The organism is Natrinema versiforme, assembly GCF_005576615.1.
Classification (GTDB): Archaea; Halobacteriota; Halobacteria; order Halobacteriales; family Natrialbaceae; genus Natrinema; species Natrinema versiforme_A.
Genome location: NZ_CP040331.1, coordinates 117,427 through 137,181, shown reverse-complemented (window position 1 = coordinate 137,181; position 19,755 = coordinate 117,427). Strand labels below are relative to the sequence as shown.

General features: G+C 56.2%; 16 protein-coding genes and 4 pseudogenes. 11 read left to right on the top strand and 9 right to left on the bottom strand.

Going from position 1 to position 19,755, the window contains the following annotated elements; translation table 11 throughout:
* The first annotated feature begins 91 nt into the window (after positions 1-91).
* Positions 92-1,120 carry an MBL fold metallo-hydrolase gene (locus FEJ81_RS19305; RefSeq protein WP_229504796.1) on the top strand — a complete coding sequence of 343 codons (1,029 nt, stop codon included), beginning with the start codon at positions 92-94 and terminating at the stop codon, positions 1,118-1,120.
* Positions 1,121-1,234: 114 nt separating this feature from the next.
* Here FEJ81_RS19305 and FEJ81_RS19300 read toward each other — a convergent pair whose 3' ends face one another.
* The 3 genes from FEJ81_RS19300 to FEJ81_RS19290 all read right to left on the bottom strand — a co-directional run bounded on the left by FEJ81_RS19300 (position 1,235) and on the right by FEJ81_RS19290 (position 4,230).
* Complete coding sequence (locus FEJ81_RS19300) at positions 1,235-1,768, bottom strand: Rrf2 family transcriptional regulator (protein WP_138246915.1); 534 nt, start codon at positions 1,766-1,768, stop codon at positions 1,235-1,237.
* A gap of 60 nt (positions 1,769-1,828) precedes the next feature.
* Positions 1,829-2,785, bottom strand: a complete 957-nt coding sequence (locus tag FEJ81_RS19295; RefSeq protein ID WP_138246914.1) for a transcription initiation factor IIB — start codon at positions 2,783-2,785, stop codon at positions 1,829-1,831.
* Between the two features lie 128 nt (positions 2,786-2,913).
* Entirely contained in the window at positions 2,914-4,230 is a 1,317-nt protein-coding gene (locus FEJ81_RS19290; RefSeq protein ID WP_138246913.1) for an RNA-guided endonuclease TnpB family protein, read from the bottom strand.
* Positions 4,231-4,273: 43 nt separating this feature from the next.
* On the opposite strand from FEJ81_RS19290, the gene tnpA reads away from it, so the two are divergent.
* Both tnpA and FEJ81_RS19280 read left to right on the top strand, forming a co-directional pair.
* Positions 4,274-4,672, top strand: coding sequence for an IS200/IS605 family transposase (tnpA, locus tag FEJ81_RS19285; RefSeq protein WP_138246912.1), 399 nt, complete (start codon positions 4,274-4,276; stop codon positions 4,670-4,672).
* Positions 4,673-5,035: 363 nt separating this feature from the next.
* Entirely contained in the window at positions 5,036-6,997 is a 1,962-nt protein-coding gene (locus FEJ81_RS19280; protein ID WP_138246911.1) for an acetate--CoA ligase, read from the top strand.
* 130 nt (positions 6,998-7,127) lie between these two features.
* Here FEJ81_RS19280 and FEJ81_RS19275 read toward each other — a convergent pair whose 3' ends face one another.
* Positions 7,128-8,978 (bottom strand): multicopper oxidase family protein, encoded by a 1,851-nt coding sequence (locus tag FEJ81_RS19275; RefSeq protein ID WP_175416491.1) that lies wholly within the window; start codon positions 8,976-8,978, stop codon positions 7,128-7,130.
* A gap of 609 nt (positions 8,979-9,587) precedes the next feature.
* On the opposite strand from FEJ81_RS19275, the gene FEJ81_RS19265 reads away from it, so the two are divergent.
* Positions 9,588-10,388, top strand: a complete 801-nt coding sequence (locus FEJ81_RS19265; RefSeq protein WP_138246909.1) for an IclR family transcriptional regulator — start codon at positions 9,588-9,590, stop codon at positions 10,386-10,388.
* A 328-nt stretch (positions 10,389-10,716) separates the two neighbouring features.
* Here FEJ81_RS19265 and FEJ81_RS19260 read toward each other — a convergent pair whose 3' ends face one another.
* Both FEJ81_RS19260 and FEJ81_RS19255 read right to left on the bottom strand, forming a co-directional pair.
* The gene (locus FEJ81_RS19260) at positions 10,717-10,998 is read right to left on the bottom strand and encodes a transcriptional regulator (protein ID WP_138246908.1); all 282 of its coding nucleotides are present in this window, start codon (positions 10,996-10,998) and stop codon (positions 10,717-10,719) included.
* 46 nt (positions 10,999-11,044) lie between these two features.
* Positions 11,045-11,230 (bottom strand): annotated as a pseudogene (locus FEJ81_RS19255) (TrkA C-terminal domain-containing protein); the annotation flags it as partial.
* Positions 11,231-11,561: 331 nt separating this feature from the next.
* Here FEJ81_RS19255 and FEJ81_RS23865 point away from each other — a divergent pair.
* Both FEJ81_RS23865 and FEJ81_RS24270 read left to right on the top strand, forming a co-directional pair.
* Entirely contained in the window at positions 11,562-11,741 is a 180-nt protein-coding gene (locus tag FEJ81_RS23865) for a DUF5786 family protein (RefSeq protein WP_138246907.1), read from the top strand.
* Between the two features lie 60 nt (positions 11,742-11,801).
* Complete coding sequence (locus tag FEJ81_RS24270) at positions 11,802-11,936, top strand: hypothetical protein (protein ID WP_267877941.1); 135 nt, start codon at positions 11,802-11,804, stop codon at positions 11,934-11,936.
* A gap of 57 nt (positions 11,937-11,993) precedes the next feature.
* On the opposite strand, the pseudogene FEJ81_RS24435 reads toward FEJ81_RS24270, so the two are convergent.
* Positions 11,994-12,092: pseudogene (locus FEJ81_RS24435) on the bottom strand (RNA-guided endonuclease TnpB family protein); the annotation flags it as partial.
* A gap of 99 nt (positions 12,093-12,191) precedes the next feature.
* Between FEJ81_RS24435 and FEJ81_RS19240 the strand changes: the two are divergent.
* On the top strand, positions 12,192-13,169 hold the full coding sequence (locus FEJ81_RS19240; RefSeq protein WP_138246906.1) for a deoxyhypusine synthase: 978 nt from the start codon (positions 12,192-12,194) through the stop codon (positions 13,167-13,169).
* A gap of 156 nt (positions 13,170-13,325) precedes the next feature.
* Here the strand turns inward: FEJ81_RS19240 and FEJ81_RS24265 are convergent.
* Together FEJ81_RS24265 and FEJ81_RS24260 are read right to left on the bottom strand one after the other, a co-directional pair.
* Positions 13,326-13,886 (bottom strand): annotated as a pseudogene (locus FEJ81_RS24265) (pyridoxal-dependent decarboxylase); the annotation flags it as partial.
* 29 nt (positions 13,887-13,915) lie between these two features.
* Entirely contained in the window at positions 13,916-14,422 is a 507-nt protein-coding gene (locus FEJ81_RS24260; RefSeq protein WP_267877940.1) for a pyridoxal phosphate-dependent decarboxylase family protein, read from the bottom strand.
* A gap of 281 nt (positions 14,423-14,703) precedes the next feature.
* On the opposite strand from FEJ81_RS24260, the gene FEJ81_RS19230 reads away from it, so the two are divergent.
* From FEJ81_RS19230 to FEJ81_RS19215, 4 genes and pseudogenes are all read left to right on the top strand, one after another.
* Positions 14,704-15,441: a uroporphyrinogen-III synthase gene (locus FEJ81_RS19230; protein WP_138246905.1), complete on the top strand. Its 738-nt coding sequence runs from the start codon at positions 14,704-14,706 to the stop codon at positions 15,439-15,441.
* A 154-nt stretch (positions 15,442-15,595) separates the two neighbouring features.
* A complete protein-coding gene (locus FEJ81_RS19225) occupies positions 15,596-16,792 on the top strand; it encodes a YncE family protein (RefSeq protein WP_138246904.1) in 1,197 nt (398 codons plus the stop codon).
* 1 nt (position 16,793) lies between these two features.
* Positions 16,794-18,780 (top strand): annotated as a pseudogene (locus FEJ81_RS19220) (copper resistance CopC/CopD family protein).
* A 115-nt stretch (positions 18,781-18,895) separates the two neighbouring features.
* Positions 18,896-19,723, top strand: a complete 828-nt coding sequence (locus FEJ81_RS19215; protein ID WP_138246903.1) for a sulfite exporter TauE/SafE family protein — start codon at positions 18,896-18,898, stop codon at positions 19,721-19,723.
* The last annotated feature ends 32 nt before the right edge of the window (positions 19,724-19,755 follow it).

Below are 19,755 nucleotides of genomic sequence, written 5' to 3'. Positions count from 1 at the left end.
ATTCTGTATTTAATCAGCGTCCTGTGAGTTTTGTAATGTGCCGAGGAGCGTTCAAAGTCGATATTTGAGTGTGCTGTATCGGTATCGACCGATGATCGCTTCTAGCGTTTCGACGACGTTATACTCAGCGTTGCTCTGCCCCGCCAGCCGTACAGACAGGTTGGTAGCCCCATGGTTCTCGAACTGGAATTCGAACGTCGTCTCCTCATATCGTTCGTTTGCTGCACGAACATACAAAGCCGCAGCCGTGCTACGTCCTTCCATGGAAATTACCCTCGTCGGGACTGGAAGCCCTGTCCCAATCTCGGCACGTGGCGGCACGAGTCTCGTGATTGACGTCGCAGACGACACGGTGATGATCGACTGTGGGCCCAAGACGGTCTACGGCCTGATGGACGCCGACGTCGATATGGGTGAGATCGAGACGCTGTTTTTTACCCATCATCACATGGATCACAACGCGTCGTTCTTCCACTTCGCCTTCACAAGCTGGACTGAGGCCGGTCGTGGATCGCTCACGGTGTACGGTCCAGACGGCACCGACCGGCTCGTCGACGCGCTGTACGACGTTTACGCGGAAGACATCGAGTACCGCAAGGATATCTACCCGACGGACGGCATCTCCGATATCGAAACCGAACTCGTGACGGACGGATTCAGTCGCCAGATGGACGGCTGGGAAATCGACGCATTGCCAGTCGAACACTCGATCGAGACGTACGCCTACCGCTTCGAGGAGCACGAAACAGGGTCGTCAATCGTCTTCTCCGGCGACACGCGGAAGATCCCGTCGCTCGCCGAGTTCGCCGCCGACGCAGACATCCTCGTTCAGGACTGCAACACCGCGCCAGTCGACGAAGACCGCGTCCCGAACGCGGACGAACAGTTCGTGTGGCCACAGCACGCAGCAGGGGAAGAAGGACTCGACAGGTCCACGTTGACTGCCAATCACTGCGATGCGACAGACGCCGGTGAGATCGCAGAGGACGCCGGCGTACAGACGCTCGTTCTCACACACATCATGCCGTACCGTGACCTCGACGCAATGCAACGCGATGCCGAGTCGGTTTTCGACGGTGACGTGGTCGTCGCTGAAGACGGCCTCACACTCACTCCGTAGGCAGCCGATCCAGCTTTGACTGTCTACGGTGGACCAACCGACGACGATCTCCTGGAGTTCACAATGTGGATTTGAATGAGTAGGAAATGAACGAGACACCGGCAAGGTGTGTGGTCAGTGTTCGGGTTTTTCGGCTGGAGCAATCATGTCTTCAATTCTGAGGATGAGAATGTTGTTCGTATCGTCCTTACCGTCGACGCGGCCATCAATAACGAGTTTCGAAAGAGGAGTTGGGCCGACGGTGATTGGGTCACCCTCATCGACGTCACTGATGGTTCCCTGCAGATGAATCTCCGCGCGACAGAGTTCGGGATGGTGGACGCTCGAGAGGTTAATTTCCTCGACAACGACGTCCTCGACCAGGTTCCCCTTGTGCTCGAGGGCGACAGTGACTGGGTCGTCCAATTGCTGGATATCGAGCGCCTGGTAGGCTGTAGCGGTCGGTTTGTAGCCGCCCTTCGGCCCGGGAACGCCCTCTACCAGTTGGAGCGCTTTGAGACTCTGCATCTGGTTGCGTATTGTTCCCGGGTTCCGGTCAACTTGCTCGGCGATGTCTTCGCCCTTGATGGCGCCCTCGGACTCCTTGTGAAGGTTCGTTAGTGCGCGGAGAATCTTTTTCTGGCTCGGAGTGAGCTCAATGGACGACATGGTAAATTGTTCGTAATTGTATGCCTTAAGCCCGGCGGGTGAGTACCTTCGGAAGTACAATTAATGTATGCCAAGCATCTCGATTTGCTCCTGATACCGGTTACGAATTGTCACTTCGGTGACTTGGGCGACATCTGCTACTTCTTTCTGAGTCCGTTTTTCGTTGCAAAGCAAGGCGGCAGCGTAAATAGCGGCAGCAGCGAATCCCGATGGACCTCTCCCAGAGAGTAATGGATCAGCGGTCTCTTCGATGATTTCATTGGCCTTAGCTTCGACTTCCTGTGGGAGGTCCAGTTTTGAGCTAAAGCGAGGTACGTATTGCTTCGGATCGATAGGAAGCAGTTCAAGACCGAGCTCGTTCGAGATGTATCGGTAGGTACGGCTTACCTCTATTCGTTCGATACGCGAAACCTCTGTGATCTCTTCTAATGAGCGCGGAATACCTTCTTGCCGACAGCCAGCATACAGTGCAGCTGTGGCAACGCCCTCAATTGATCGTCCGCGAATGAGATCTTCCTGAAGCGCTCGCCGGTAAATCATACTTGTTACCTCACGAACCGATCGTGGGACACCCAGTGCCGAGGCCATCCGGTCGATCTCGCTGAGCGCGAACTGGAGATTCCGCTCACCGGCGTCTTTCGTCCGGATACGGCTCTGCCATTTCCGTAGCCGGTTCATCTGCGAACGCTTCTTCGAGGAAATCGAGCGGCCGTATGCATCCTTATCTTTCCAGTCGATTTTGGTGGTGAGCCCCTTGTCGTGCATTGTCTGAGTAGTTGGGGCACCGACACGCGACTTCTCCTGTCGCTCTTTGTGATTAAATGCTCGCCATTCTGGCCCCGAATCAACCATTGCTTCCTCAATCACTAGACCGCACTCCTCACAAACTCGCTCACCTTGATCAGAATGTCGGACTACGCTACTCGACCCACACTCTGAACATGTAGAGATAGTTGCATCGGATTCGGTTTGCCTCGTTTCATGCTCGTCGTCCCTGAGCCGAACAGACCAGACCATTGTTATTTAATAGTGGAGATACAGGAGTATAAAGTTTGAATCTCGAGATGGAGATACAATTCATTCCTAGATTCACAGCGTAAACGACCACGGGTCGGGTGACCCGTGGCTTTTCTAATTCCCTCAGCCTACGTCGTAAGCACTCCACGCGAAGCGATTTCGCGGGATGAGGATGGGCGATTTACAGAGCGCCCCGACCCAGACAGGCTCACCTTCCGAACAAATGGTTGGGTTTTGCGAGTCCGGTAATTAATCGATTCAACGTCTATGCCAGCGTGTTTCGCCCACGCTCGCCACGCCACATTCACGCTCGCGTTTCGGTCAGCGTGGTCTTGCTGAACCTCGCACGAATCATTCGTACAGTGGAACCGCCGACCTTGGCGGTAGCCACGGTGTCCACAGCACGAACACGACTTCGAGTTGTAGTAACTGTCTACCGTGTCCGTGGGGATCTCGTTCCACGTCGCCTTGTACGAGACGAATTTCTCGAACTTGTGGAACGGTAGTTTGTGCAGTCTACGGTTCATGTATGTACCGTATTTGATCTCGTCGCGGATACCTTCCATATCCTCGAACACGATGACTGGGTTCGAGAACTGTTGGGCGAACTCCACCACGATTCGGGACATTCGGTGGAGAATCCACTCGGTGTAGCGTTCTTCTTTCTCCCCGAGTTGGTGGTGGATGGAGTGTTGGCCGTGTTCTTGACAGCGTTTGGTGATGGTGTGGTAGCGTTGGCGTTCGGCTTTCACCGAGCCGTAGTCAAGCACGAGTGTTCCGAGAGTGTCCATCGTCTCACGATTAAGAGCGGTGAGGGCGATGTTGCGCTCATTAATATCTACGCCGACGAGTGTGTCAGCGTCTTCTGGTTCAGGCACTTCAACCTCTGTTTTGACCGTGACATGTAGGTAGTACACGCCATCTCGGTACAAAAGTTCGGCCTGCCCCAACGACCACTCGTCATCCGTGAAGGCCGACTCGATGAGGTTGAGGTCTTCCGGTCGCCCTCGAAGGTGCCCTTTCACCTTCTTGTACGGCTTCGGACTCACACGGAACTGAACGCGGTCGTCCTCGTCGTTGTAGGTGAGTCGATAACCTTCGGTGTGCGCCATAACGAGTGGGTATGCTCCCTTCTTGTCCGTGGCGGGTGGCGACGGTTTCCCGGCGTTGGTGTCGTCTTGGTCGTGCCACCAATTGAGGAGTTCTTTATAGGAGTCCCACGCTTGCAGGGCTTTCCCGACGACTGCACACTTGTTGTTCCGCAGGAAGTCATCGCGGTCAACTTTCTTCTGAATCTCAGTGCGAGAGTAGCCTTGTTGCTTGAGTTCGAGAGTGCCGTTGGAGATGTCTCGTGCGGTGAAGCGGGCATCTTTGAGCCACGACCGCTCACCAGACTCTATGCAGAGCCGGGTGCGTGCGGTCTTCGTGACTTCTTCGATACCCATACATTGACTATCGAATCAAATGATGATAAAAGTAGGGATCAGGATGGGAGATTACAGGAGTCATGCACATTCGATTAGTTTGTGTAAGTATCATTTCGTGTGGTGCCCGAAGTATCGACACGGGATGTTGGAGCTAGTTCGAGACGAACTTGCGGAGTTGTTCCAAGGAACTGCTGAACGGTTCGGTCACGAGATTGTGTCGATGGAGATTGCTACTGACCACGTTCACTTGTTCGTGGAGGCTGACCCGAAATGGAGTCCTGCCGAGATTGCTAAGCAGTTCAAGGGCTACTCGGGCCGAACGATTCTGAAACGCCATCCAGAAATCAAACAGCGGTATTTCTGGGGAAGTGGAATGTGGAAGGATGGATACTACATTGGGACGACTGGTGCTGTTTCCGAGGACGTGGTTCGTCGGTACATCGAGGAGACGGAACATTAATCGAGCGTACGCGATTCACCCACGGGTCAGGTGACCCGTGGAACTCTCGCTGTTTCCTTTAGAATTAGATTGGCGTTTTCCTTGATAGCACACTCAAACGCGTCAGTGGCATCAGCAGTGAAACTCTACGAAGAACTCTAGCAGGTGATCTGAGACCACGAAGTAACTTCTGTCACGCACTGTATCGAGGTTGAGCCTTTGAGGCAAACACGTACTGACAACTTTTAGTCGCTGTCCATAACTGGTTCTCGGAGATCAATTTGGATCCACTATGCTAGTATTCCCTATCCACATGTATAAATCACAGTACCGTGGGCAAACAAACAGAATCTACAGGGGGATGGACGTCTAAGAGACAAATCTATGACCGAAGAGAGACCGGTATATCTATCCTCCAAGAACCGAACGGTTCGGACTCCACAAGCATTCGGTCGCGACGGGACTGCGACGGAGCCAACCGATGGTGACTGCCCCGATCGCGCGTGGCCGGCGTGCTGGGACACCGCCGCATCGTTGCTCGAGTGGAGCGAGCCCTACGAGCGCATCGTGGACAAGGAAAATGCGCCGTTCTACCGATGGTTCGTTGGTGGGCGCTTGAACGCCGCAGAAAACTGCATCGACCGCCATCTCGAGGAGCGGAAGAATCAGGTCGCATTGCGGTGGGAAGGGAAACGTGGCGAGCGTCGGACCTATACGTACTATGATCTCTATCGCGAGGTGTCAGCTGTCGCAGCCGCGCTCCGTGATCTCGGCGTCGAAGAAGACGATGTCGTCACGATCTACCTGCCGAAACTCCCCGAGTTACCGATCACGATGCTCGCTTGTGCTCGTATCGGTGCGCTCCATAACGTCGTTTTTTCGGGGTTCGCCCCCAACGCGCTCGCTGAACGGATGCAACGTGTTGACTCACGCGCGCTCGTCACATGTGACGGTAGCTTCCGTGAGGAGACCGTGATCGATCAGAAGCGGAAAGCCGATACGGCACTGGCATCGATCGAGGAATCGGTCCCGACAATCGTCGTCGATCGACTCGGTTCGAGTCACGATATGCACCTCGGTGGGAACCAATACGACTATGACGATCTCGTCGAGGCGTTTACCGGTGCGAACGTGCCCCCAGTGCTGCGGGAGGCAACCGACCCCCTCTTTCACATCCACACATCAGGAACGACCGGCGAACCGCAACGGATGACTCACGCAACCGGGGGCTACCTCACAGGTGTCGCGTGGACGGCCCAGACCGTATTCGACCTCACGCCGGGGACCACGATCTGGTGTACGGCCGATGCTGGGTGGATTACCGGTCACTCCTACGTCGTCTACGGGCCACTGCTCTCGGGTGCGACGGTCGTCCTCGCAGAGGGAAGTCTCCGCTATCCGGACCGCCACCGTCCGTGGGAGATGATCGAACGGAACGGTGTGGAGGTCTTCTATACGACGCCGGGAGTAATCCGGACGTTCATGAAGTGGGGTGAGTCGTTTCCCTCGTCCCACGACCTTTCGTCGTTGCGCCTGCTCGGTAGCGTCGGTGAGCCGATCGGTCCAGACACCTGGGAGTGGTACTACACCAACGTCGGCGAGGAACGGTGCGCAATCGTCGATACGTGGTGGCAGACCGAAACTGGATGTGTCCTCATCTCGGTCCGTCCTGGGATCGACGAGTTAAAGCCCGGTTCAGTCGGACCTCCGTTACCTGGAATCGAAATCCAGATCGTCAACGAAGACGGCCGCGAGCTCCCGCCGGGCGAATCCGGCTATCTGACGATTGACCGTCCCTGGCCGTCGATGCTTGTTCCGCTCGAGGGAGACCGGTACTGGGCTCTCGCAGAATACTGGCAGGCGTTTTCGGACCCACGGGCGGATTCCTGGCGGTACTTCACCGGCGACCGTGCCGTCGTCGACGACAACGGATACGTGACGATCATCGGCCGCGACGACAACGTTATTACGATCGGCAACCGTCGCATCGGAACGGCCGAACTCGAGGCCGCAATAACGACCGTTGACGGCGTTACCGAAGCCGCTGCCGTCGCTGAGCGTACTATCGGCGAGACCGAGCTCTGCGTCTTTGCGACGCTTGAGCAAGGACAGCAGGATCGGACCGCCATTCGGGACGCGGTTGCGGATGCAGTCGCTGAATACCTCGGTGAGTTTGCCCGGCCAGCAAGCATTGTGTTTACACCCGAACTACCCGAAACCTACTCTGGAAAGACGATGTATAAAATCCTCGAGCACATTGTCAACGACCGACCGCTCACAGATAGTGACACTCTCAGAAATCCGGAAGTCGCCGGTGAGCTTACGACGATCTGGAATCGGGAGTAAGCAGGACGAGAGTGTTCTCGATTACGCCGTTTCCTCCGCTAGTGACGGGGTATCTTCGTGGCCTCAAGTCACTGTTAGCAGGTTCGATTCTGGAGGCGACGGTGAGAGACGTTTCTGTCGCCTCTTTCGTCTATTCGGGCCGACGCCTTGCGTCCAACTCAGTACGAGTACTAGTATCGTCTGTGCGGGGTCGAACCTCGAGCGGGCGCATCATGTCGTGGTCCTCATGTTCGAGCATATGACAGTGCCACATGTACGTGCCCGTCTGATCGTTGAACAGCCCGTCATGCTCTCCGAAGTGGACAATCACGTGGACTATTTCACCGGGATCGACGGTGATCACGTCGTTCCATCCTCGTTCGTACGGCTCGGGCGCCTCGAGCACGTCGAGGTCGATCTCATCCTCGGCTGGATCGTAGTCCCCGATCGGCTGTCGGCCCAGCATCTGGAAGTGTACGAGGTGGAGGTGCATCGGATGGGACATCCCACTTCGGTTGGCGAAACTCCAGATTTCGGTGTCACCGAGCACAGGTTCCTCGGTCACGGGGGCGTCGATCTTGAGGCCGTCCGGTTCTTCAGCCGTTCCGAGCAAGTGGAGCAGCCGGCCGTAGTCATCGGCCGTACCGCCGTTGAGCGTGAGATATCGCTCGTTGTCAACCGAATCGACGGGGATGTCGGGAACACGAGTGAGTTCGTCGGGGAGCTCAGTAGCATCCTGTGAATCTCCGGCCTCGTTCACGTCCACGAGCATGATCTCGGGGAGCGAAACGATGTCGTCGTCCTCCAAACCCGTCCTGCCACGATACTGAGCGGGCGCGTTGTTGTGGAGCAGCAGCGTCTCGCCGGCGTATTCGGAGAAGTCGACGACGACGTCGGCGCGCTGGCCAGCACCGAGCTCGAGGCGATCGCTGATCTCGACCGGCGTCGAGAGGAGGCCGCCGTCGTTCCCGATCTGGACGAACGACGGTCCATCCCCACCAGTCTCGCCCGACGACTCGTCATACTGGCGGAGTTTGAGGGTATAGTATCGGCTATTCGACCCGTTGAGGAGCCGGAACCGATACGATCTGGGTTCGACGGAGAGGCGCGGCCAGGCCTTCCCGTTGACGACGGACGTGTCCCCATAGAACTGCGGAACGATACTCGGATCGGGATACGATTCGTCGCTGCCGCCTTGCTCGTCCGAAATGGCCGTCGGATAGAACAGCGATCCGTCCTCCTCGAAACTCCGATCCTGAAGGACGAGCGGGATTTCGTACTCGCCCTCGGGCAGACCGAGGCTTCGTTTGTGGTCACTCCGCAAGAGATAGAACCCCGCGAGGCCCGCGTAGACGTTTAATCGCGTAATGCCGAGTGAGTGGTCGTGATACCACAGCGTCGCCGGCGGCTGGTCGTTTACGTAGTAGTAGTCTTTCTTCTCGAACTCAGGGCCCGTCTTCTGAAAGTCTCGAGTGAACCACGCCTGCGCGTGACCGTCGCTCTCGGACTCGACGTTTCCACCGTGGAGATGCGTTACGGTCCGTACACCCGGCGTATCGTACGGAATGATGTCGCTGTGAATCGTCGTGTCTTCGGGCAGGAGATGCTCGTCCGGGAGGTCGTTCGTCCAGCGGACATAGATCGGTTCGCCCTGCTCGGCTTCGATCGTTGGGCCTGGGAACTGCCCGTCATAGCTCCAGACGGTCGTCGCTGGGAGGTCGCGGTGTAGCTTCTGCTCGATCTCGCGCATCGCTATCTCGTAGCGGGGGTGCCCGTCCTTCGTTCCGGACGGTTTCGCGACACCCGGTCGGGGGACCTCATCGACCCACTTCTCGAGGTCTGGCGACGAGTGGTCCGTTATCGTCGTCACATTCTTGGCTTGGGGTGGATTCGTCTTCTCAGTCGAACAGCCTGCGAGAGCTGAGATACCCGTGCCACCGGCTGCGATGCAGAGCTCACGGCGCGATATCGCTGGTCGAGGTCCTTCAGCGCGATCATTCATAGTACATGTAACCGTATGAGGTCCCAGTATATGCGGGGTCAGCCGATTCCTACTGAGTCGGAATCCGAAGAGAGTACATCACCGGAAGCAACCTATTGTAACCGTCCTCGTTCCCGAAACGAGGACAGGATGTGCATCGATCCGGAGCCGATGTGGCCACAGCAACATCATTATGGTTCATCCGGACTAAGCTATCTATACGCACCCCGGTAACCGCTAGAGTCACCTCGATCACCATGACCAAAGTCCCATCCCAGTTACAGACGTTCGACATCGCGGAAACCGACGACATAGTGCGAGCGTATCTACAAACGGAGTGTCTGGATCACCCGACGAGAGGACCCTACATAAAATCACGAGTACTGTACGAGGGTGTCGAAGACGAGATCGACAACCGGTTCTCTCTGGAGTTGTTCGGGTTATTCTGTGAAAGTCGACCGTACTTGGAGAAGTGGTCGAGAGGATACAACGGATCGTATCGCTATCGAATCCTACGAGACCACCTCCGCTAACTGTGTGCCGCATACAAATTTCTGATAGGAGCGACAGTAGTACTTAATAATCCGATTGGAGCGAATCTTTATACCGATGTAACTGATACGGAGAGGTATGGCCAAACAGACGGCGAAAACAACAGAACGATCACTGGTCGTAATCAATACAATCCAGAAATTGGGGGGTGCAACACTCGATGAATTGACCGGTGAATTAGAGATCGCGAGAAGTACGATTCACCTCCACCTTCAGACCCTTCTCGAAGAGGGGTATCTCACGAAAGAGGGAGCGGTCTATCACATCGGATTACGGTTCCTCAATCACGGTGAATACGCGCGGTCACGCAAGACGGCGTATACGCTGGCGAAGCAGACCGTAACAGAGCTTTCCGATCGGATCGACGAAGAGGTTGAATTCGTCGTCGAGAACGATAATCGCGGCATTCTCGTCCACGAATCGTTTCATCCAGATAGTCAGTTCTCATCCAAGGAACGACACATCTCCGATGCCCCGACCTCCGCCGGGATCTACTACTATCTCCACAGCGTCGCCACCGGCAAGGCAATTCTCGCTGAGTTCTCCGACGAGCGCGTTGAGGCAGTACTGGACGACTGGGGACTCCTTCGACAGACGGAACACACCATCATAGATCGGAACGAACTCTTCCGGGAACTCGAGCAGACTCGCGATCGAGGTGTTGCATTCGCCGATGAAGAGTACGTCGACGGTCTCAGAGAAGTCGGGCGACGTGTGACAGGTCCTGATGGGAGTGTTCTCGGTGCAATCGCCATCATCGGCCCGAAGTATCGATTCACAGACGAACGGTACACCACCGAGTTGCCGGAGATCCTGATGGAATACGTCGACGACCTCGAGACCGAAATCAGCGATTCATACTTGGACGATTATCGCTAAGTAGTCAGATATATCACTAGCTTCAGCAAATAATCCGAGTATGCTGTATCATTATATGCACTCCTGTTTTCGGAACGAGATGATGGATTTCTATTACAGTGATATGAATGTAATTTTGAAACTCTAAATCCGTCACCGGCATTGTTTGGAAAAGCCGGACTATTATATACTACCGGACGAACACGTTGTATTCCAGGAGAACTGCTAACCGTCGTCAACCGTACTGACGGCAGTTAGGTCGGCGAAGAACCGACTAGAACGAGAATTCTACCTCACATTGCGATACGTAGCGAGCGGGAGCGCAGTATGATTCGTAGCGAACAGGTAATTACAATCTGTCTCTGTTGACTTCAACTATCGTCCCGATCATCGTCCACGCCGATTCGTTTACTCCTTTTCGTCCGACCAGAACCGATTCGTTATCCGTGCTCGTGATGAATCGATAGTCCGCGTCATCGTCCTCGCAAACACCTTCCGCCTGAAATTCCTGCTGAAAGAATTCGGCCCCGGAAATATGAAATATGGCCGTCGTTCCGTCGTCAAGCGTCAACTCGACAGGATCGGGACTGATCTGGTGTATTCGTTTCGCAGTCGGATTGAGGTCTGCCATACGTACGTACTGGCAGTTGCGGCCTATAAGCTGTGTTGATTTCGCGCTAAATAATCCCAATGACTTCCTCGAGTACATCTGTATCAACGAACAAAATGACGTGATCGCCCGGTCTGATTACGGTCGTTCCGCGAGGTGTCACAAATTCACCGGAGCGAGCGACAACTCCGATAATGACTTCGTTTGGAAGGCTCGCTGTAGAATCTCTGATTTCACGATCCGCAAGGATACTTTCTTCAGCAACTTATAGAGTACGTCAAAATTGTCCATGATGTGTGTACTATTATGTCCTAAGAGAATTTTGGGTTGACTCCTCCAATGATAGTTGAGTCCACCCCCCCCCATAGGGTACTCACATGTATTCACAGAATAAAGTATATGGATGAGTCTATTACAGACGTGCGTTTGTAATAGATAGGGATGGAATCGAACGCGAAATGACTGTGTCCCATTATACTGTACTACTAAATATGATGTTAGTGGAAGCTTGCTAGAGCGTCTATACCGCTATTCCGGAGGTGACCGATACCTTGATTACGAATCCTCGCGAACTTCGGATTTACATGGGAATAGGTGACTATGACCAGCGTGAGTACGAGCGTCACGAACGAGCGATCTCTGAGATTGAATCGGAGTCGGACAACCAGCCGAACGAGTATCGAGGAAAAATAACGTTCGACGATGGCAGTTCGACCGGCGAACTCCTCGAGAAACTCCGGAAAATCAAGTCAAACGAATCGTGATAGAGTTAGAGAACAGACCAGATCAAACGATTTATCTCGACCAGACGAGTACTACTGCATATGGAGCTTGACGAAATCCTTAACGGTGACCAGGTCACAGGCCGGCAAGCCGCGATAATATTTTTTGGATGGCTAACACTGGTGTTAGTAGCTGGAATTATACTTCTACTGATCACGAGTGGAACCATTGGGTGATATCCACCGCGCCCTGAAGGGCGCGGCTTCCAGTACTGCGGTTGGATATTTGCTGGTCTACGACACGACCTGTTCTCTCATGTGAAACGTTCCGCTCTCGCAGTTGAACAGGTGTACCGATGGTTGTGCCACACAGCCGTTACTCCTATCCCCACCATTACCTCCATTGGTAGGTTAACCAACATTCCCGCTAGTAATGAATAGCGAGCGATTCATCTCGAGACATTCAAATCAGTCGTCGCGCTACGGAATCGTATGGAGGAAGACGAATCGCACGAACATGTTGTTCCGGGTAGTGACGACGAACTAACCACGGCAGACGTCCGAGGATATGATTTCCATGGGGAGTTCGACTTTCACGACCTTATTGCGGCTTATGAAACAACGGGATTTCAAGCGACACAATTGGCCGAAGCCGTCGATATCGCCGACCGAATGCAAAAGGAGAACGCAACCATCTACCTCACGTTCACCTCGAATATCATCTCTTCCGGATTACGTGAAGTCGTCGCGTATCTGGTCCGCGAAGGGTATATCGACGTGCTCATCACTACGTCTGGGTCGTTGACGGAAGACGTAATTAAGACCGCAAAACCATTCAAGATTGGTGAGTGGGACGCCGACGAGGCAAGACTTCGCGACCGCGGCATCAACCGACTCGGAAATATTTTCGTTCCGTCTGATCGGTACGTGTGGCTTGAGGAGTACCTCTACGATTTTTTCGACGACTTTTTCACGGACGACAAAGTGCGCACGCCGACAGCATTCGCACGAGAGCTGGGAGAGACGCTTGACGACGAAGATTCCGTCTTGAAACAGGCCGCGGACAACGATATCCCCGTCTACTGCCCGGCACTGACAGACTCAGAAGTCGGTAACTTTCTCTATTATTACCGACAAGGATACGATTCGGAGGTTGGGATCGAAATCCTAGACGACTACGACTCGCTCATCGAGGACGGTTTGCTCGCAGATACGACAGGGTTGATAGCTGTCGGTGGCGGTGTGCCAAAACACCACGCGATCATGACGAATCTGTTTCGCGGCGGTGCAGACTACGTCGTCTATATTTCTACGGGGATGGAAGGAGACGGGTCTCTCTCGGGAGCGCCACCGAACGAAGCGGTGTCGTGGGGGAAGATCAAAGACGAGCAAACGAACTACACGCAAGTCGAGGCCGAAGCAACGCTCGTGTTCCCGCTGTTAGTTGCGAGTGCGTTCACGGATCGATAACTGCACAGTCAGCGTCCGATGGGATTACCTCACTTCGATCGCTATCACCGTTCGATTCAGGGTCTCTACCCATCATACCGGAATAGTGTTGCGAATATTCCCTCGAGCAGGTTTCGGGGAGAGACACTTCAGCGACTCATCCGGTTTTCACTATCCCTATATGGACTGTCGCTGTGAGTCCCGTGTTATCTCGGCGGGATCGATATGTAGATAGAGAAAGTTCACGTGGGAGGCAGCCTTGTCGACGATTATCGCTTTAAGTAGTTCCTGATTGAGTTTATCGAGTTCTTCTCCCTCCACGCCTGGCGGATTGAGACGGAATGCAAGTGTAGAAAGTTGTGGCTCTGCTACTACGCGAACGTGATCGATGTTTTTGATCTTGGCCGTAGCTATGCGCGCGAGTTCGAGTTTCTCCCCGAGATTCATCCGGAACGGCTCGATACCGTGCATTTTCAACGGTAACCAGACACACAGCCCACGGAAATCACGGCTGAGCTCTGGACTGAGATAGCTGAAATCAACGAACGCGGAGTCAGGATCCCAATCTGGAATATAGTCCGCATCGATTGCGTGAGTGTGAGTCAACGACTGCTCGTCCCGAACCAATAACGCACCAGTGCCGTAAGGAAGAAATAGCCCTTTGTGAGGGTCTAAGGTAACCGAATCGCATCGTTCAATTCCTGCCAGTTGCTCGCGCCCCTTCTCGGTAAGCGTAAAGAAGCCGCCGTAGCTCCATCAGCGTGAATCTACATGTCCTCCCGATTACAGACCTCTGCAAGCGCGTCGAGATCATCGACTGCTCCTGTATTAGTCGTCCCTGCGCTACCGACGACGAGAAACGGGCGTTTTCCAGCAGCTCGGTCCTCCTCTATCATCTCTTCGAGGGTATCTACTTCAATTCGATACTCTTCATCGGTTGAGACTGAACGGACGTTTTCTGCGGGAAGTCCGGCTAATACTGCGGCTTTGGCTACCGAGTGGTGGGACTGATCGCTTGTATAAATAGTGCCGTCAAGAAACACCTCTGACAGGCTTTCGTGTCGGGCAGTGATTGTCGCTATGAGATTGGCTATTGAGCCTCCTGTCGTAAGGAGTCCGAACGCCTCTTCTGGGTAGCCGATAATCTCACAGAACCACTCTATTACGTTCGCTTCGATACGGGATAGTGCCGGTGCAGTTAGCCAAGCGCCGATGTATCTATTGACCGAATTCGAAATCAAGTCTGCAACTGCAGATCTGTTTCGCCAATTCATCACTTTTCTCGGTATCAGTAGCTGGCTGATCCGGTAGATTCTCTAAGTGATCCCAGATACGATTCGTTGCCTCGTTTATCATTTGGAACCGCTCCTCTGGAGAGAACTCTAGGACATTGTCGGAAGAATTCATACGGTTCAGATGCCGATCGTATCTGTCTTAAAGTCTACTACTATCTGTCAGAGGAGACGGCTCATTTTTAGCAGGAGTGCGGTTGAATCGTCAAGACTGGGAGTTCATTCTCGATACACACAAGTTCGACATTAGCTAACCTACTAGTATGACCCAGCCAACAGTAGCTGTCCTCCGTCCAGACGACAACCGAATCGTCGAAGCGGTCAAGTATCTCCGGTCACTCAATGTATCGCCGGTCCCAGATCCGATGCTTACGATAGAACCGACCGGTCAGAGCCCATGGCACGCAGATTACTGTATTTTCACGAGCAAAACCGGTGTTGACCTGGCTGCTGCAGACGGATGGGAACAACGGGAAACCATAGTTTGTGCCGTGGGGGATCAGACTGCGACTGCGTTACGCAACCACGGATATTCGGTCGGTGTCGTTCCATCGTCGTTCTCGTCTACAGGCCTCGTCGACGAGTTATCTGCTGATATCGACGGAAAAACCATCGAACTCGCACGAAGTGCGCACGGCAGCAACGTATTGATTGAGGGGCTAAACGCAGCGGGTGCAGTCGTTCACGAAACGCACTTGTATCGCCTGCGACGACCAGAGACTGCTGGTCACTCGCTTTCACACGCTATAGACGGTGAATTGGATGGTATCCTGTTTACATCGCCGAAGACAGTCGATCATTTCTTCCAGATTGCGTCCGAACATGACGCTGTCGCTGCACTACAACATGAGTTAGAGGAAACAGTGGTCGGTGCGATTGGAGGCCCGACAGAGCGTGCCATTCTCGAAAATGGGGGTACTATTGATGTCGTACCGGATACAGTCAATTTTATCCGACTTGTTGAGGTTACCGTCGATCGGATTCGGGGGATCCAGCAGTGAATTTACTCCGTCTCCCATCGGTCGAATAGGTGCGAAAGTGATTAAATAGATGAATTATTTGATGAACTAACGTTCGTGATCGGAGCTCGACGACTGACTGAACTAGGTTCGAAAATCATACCACAATCGCGATTACCTAGGCAGTCTCCCCGATATGGACCGAGCCACCGACCGACGACAGTTCGTACAGGTACTGAGCGGCGGCCTCGCGATCGGCCTCGATGGCTGTCTCGGCGGCGACGAGGATGAGACTGAAGAGAATGGAGAGAACAGCGAGAATGGAACCGACACTGAGGGGAGTGCCGGACTCTCCTACGCGTTCGACCCGGAGACGATCGGCCTGATCGATCCGGGCGAGGGCGAGGTTGTCGACGAGATCACCGACGGCGTCGAGGGCTACGCACACGGTGACGCGGTCGTGACGAACGATGGGAGCCAGCTCTTCGTCATCGAGACATCGGCCTCCCAAGTACTTGTGATCCATATCGAGACCCGTGAGATTACTGCCGAGGTCCCGATGGGCCCCGCCGGTACCCACATGTACCACCCGAACGACGAGGAGATGTGGGCTCACTCAGACGCCGAGGGAACGTTCTATGTCATCGATACGACGGACCACGAGGTCGTCGAGACCGTCGAAGCCGGCCTCGGCGCCGAGGGTCACGGCAAGCTTCTCTATCACGAAGACTTCGGCTCGACGGGGTATGCGACGAACGTCAACGACCCAGCGGCGCACGTCATCGACATGGACGCCTACGAACGAATCGACTCCATCGAACTCGGCGACGAGGGCGGCACCCACTACAAGGGCTATAGCCCGCAGGCCAGCCTTGCCTATTTCGAGCGCTCGGGCGGTGTCGGCACGACCGCCGTGGTCGACATCGAGTCCAACGAGGTCGTCGACGAACTCGATCTCGCTGGCGGGATGTATCTCACGCCCGACGAGCAACTGCTGGGGAACATCGGAGAGGAGGAGATTCGCTTCCTCGACGCGACGAGCGAGGACAGCGATGAAGTTGGCACCGTCGGCGTCGAGGGCGGCCCCGACGCCCTCGAGTACTACGAAGCTGACGGTACGCTATACGGATTCACCGCAAACACGATGAGTCCCGACGCGACCGTCGTCGACGTTGACGAACTTGAGGTAGTCGATCGAATCGACGCAGGCGAGATCGAACGCCCAGAAAACACGCATAGCCTCCACCGGTCCGGCGTCTCGGGCGACGGCTACTTCTTCACGCCCGCAAGCGCCGACGGCACCGTCGCGGTGATCGACATGGCGGACCGTGAGCTGATCGAGTACGTTCCTGTCGAGGACGACGTCGACACCGTCCAGTACGTCCCCGAATAGCATGAGTTGGGACGAATCGCTCGAACACGCTTTTGCGAGTCGATGCCGGCTGTGGCTATTCGCAATACTCGCGGTCGTAGTCGTCGTCTTGGCGAGCGTTGCGACGCCGGTTGCGGCCCACGCCTACCTGAGCGATTCAGATCCCGCCAACGGCGAACAGGTCGAGGCACTTCCCCAAGAGGTAACGCTCACCTTCTCCGGCGATGGAGTTCAAACCGCCGATGTCACCGTCAGCGGTCCTGACGGCGATGATGTCAGCAGCGACGCCACGGTTGACTCCGACGACCCTCAGCTCGTACGCACGCCCCTCGAGAGTGCCACCGACGGCGAAGCGGCCGAGGGGATGTACAGCGTAAAGTGGGAGATTCTTGCCGACGACGGCCATACGGTGACTGGGTCGTTCGTCTTCAGCGTCGGCGACGAACCGCTCGACCGGGATGCCGTCCTCGAGGCATACGCGGACGACGAGCCAGACGAAGGCGTACCGCCCGGTGAGACCGCCGCCAAGGGACTATTGCTGGTCGCGCTCGTCGGTCTCGTCGGTGGTCCAATTACGGCCGGAGTCGCCGTCTACCCGATTGCCGATCGTGTCGGCTCGTCGATGCGGTCGGTCGACCGACGACTGAAGCGGCTGCTCACCGTTGCAAGTGCGTTGCTGTTCGTCTCCGTCTCCGCACTCGGGTCGCTCGAGCAACGGCGGTGGGATCGCTCTCGACGGCGACTGTCCTCGAGTTCGCCGGCATGCCCCTCAGCCGAGCGTGGCTGGTTCAGCTCGGCCTCGCTGCCGCCGTGCTGGCCCTCTTTGGGGCCGTCGTCGCCGGTGGCATTCCTCGACGCATCTGGCTCGGCGGCTCGCTGGTCGGAGCGATCGGGGTCGGTGCGGCCGTCAGCTGGAGTAGCCACTCGGCCACTGCGATCAATCGCCTGCAGGGGGCGATCCTTGACTTCGCGCACGTCGCCAGCGCGGGGCTGTGGGTCGGCGGCCTAGTCGTCCTCGCCCTGGTCGTCCCGCTCCTGCTCCGTGAGACGGCACCCGCCGACCGAACGACCGTTGCCGCGAGTGCGATCTGACGTTACTCGCTGCTGGCGCTCGCCGGCGTGACCCTCGCGGTCGCGACGGGGCTCGGTCTCGCCTCCTGGCACGTCCCGTCCCTCGCGGCGCTCGGCGAGAGCGTCTACGGCGCCACCCTCTCGCCGAAGACGCTGCTGGTCCTGCTAGGGCTCGGCCTGGGAGGATTCACCAGGATCGTCCTCCTCCGGCGACTCGAGTCGCCCGACGACGCGGATTGCGACGGATTCGTCGGCAGAGTGCTGGGCGGCGCCGGGACGCGGATCCGCGACGACGGCGGTCAGCCCGACGACGGCGCGATCACCGCCTTCACCCGCGCTGTTCGATTCGAGGTTGCGATCCTCGTCCTGGTCGTCCTCCTCTCGGGACTACTCACCTCTGTCCCGACGGCAGCCGTTGTCGGCGGTGACGACGGTCCCGGAACGGCGACTATCGAGCGCGAGGGCGACGTTGATATCGAACTGATGGCGACGCCCGCCGACCGTGACGCGAACGATGAGCGACTCCGCCTCCAGCAAGGGAAACCGGTCGTCTTCGAGGCCGCGTTCACAGACGGCGACGACTACCTCGAGTCAGAACGGACCGTCCGGTTGCTTGCCGAGAGTGAGGCCGGTGACAGGTTCCAGGTCGAGCTCGCCGAGACCGAAGACGGCACCTATGCGACGTTCAGACGCTGCCATCGGACGGTGACTGGGAGCTCCGCATCACCGGTGAGCCTAACGACGAGTTCGTCGCCCAGACAGTCGACGCTCACGTGGAATCCGACGCTGGCACTCACGATCACGATGAAACAGACCACAGTAGTGACAGCGACGACTCGGTGTTTACTACACTACTTCAGTTCGGGGCCGTCGCGGTCGGGGTGGTCGGCTCAGTCGCAGTCGCCGCCGAAACGACACAGTTCCGGAAATGGTCGTAGCCACTGCCGGTCGATGATCATGGGCGATGGCCAGCGGTGAAGCCGAAACGCACAACATCCATAGGTGTATAGATAGAGACAAGGTCGTCTTCGAACGATCGAGATACGAGACACGATGGATCCCCTCACGCTCTTTGGCACCGACGTCGCTCTCTTCGTCGTCATCGGACTCCTCGCAGGCGCCCACTGCATCGGGATGTGCGGGCCGCTTGTGACACTTTACTCGAGTCGGATGACCGAGCCCGCGACCGACGGAGGGACCGAAACGGCGACCGGATCGGCGAGCGGGCAGCGCGGTCACCTTACGGTCCACGAGGTGACTCAGCACGCGTTGTTCAACCTCGGACGGGCCGCTAGTTATACCGTACTAGGAGCGGCATTCGGGACGCTTGGAGCCGCTGTCGTCCTGACGACTGACCAGTTGACGCCGATCGTCGACGTAGTCCGTGGCGGGATCGGAATCGTCGTCGGCGGTTTCGTCGTCGCGACCGGCGTATACTACCTGCTCGGTCGGACAACCGGCGGCGTTCACTTGCCGGGGCTCGAGCGGCTCACTGGTCGGTTGACGGGTCACGTCGACCGGCTCGCGAGCGGACCTGGGATCGTCGGACTGGGGGCACTACACGGTCTGTTACCGTGTCCGGTGCTCTACCCGGCGTACCTCTACGCGTTCGCGATCGGATCGCCGACCGGCGGGGCGGTCGCACTTGCGGCCCTCGGTATCGGAACGATTCCCGCGGTCTTCGCCTACGGGACAGTTATCGAGGCCGTCGACGTCGTCCACCGCCGGCGGGTGCACCGCCTGCTCGGGTTCGCATTCGTCATCCTAGGGTACGTCCTGCTGGCACACGGGTTAATGAGCGTCGGAATCCACGTACCGCACCCGGAACTCCCGTTCTATGACGGTATCGACGCGCCGGCAGCGGGTGGACACGACCATTAAATCAGTGGCTGCGCCCACACTGATAACGACAT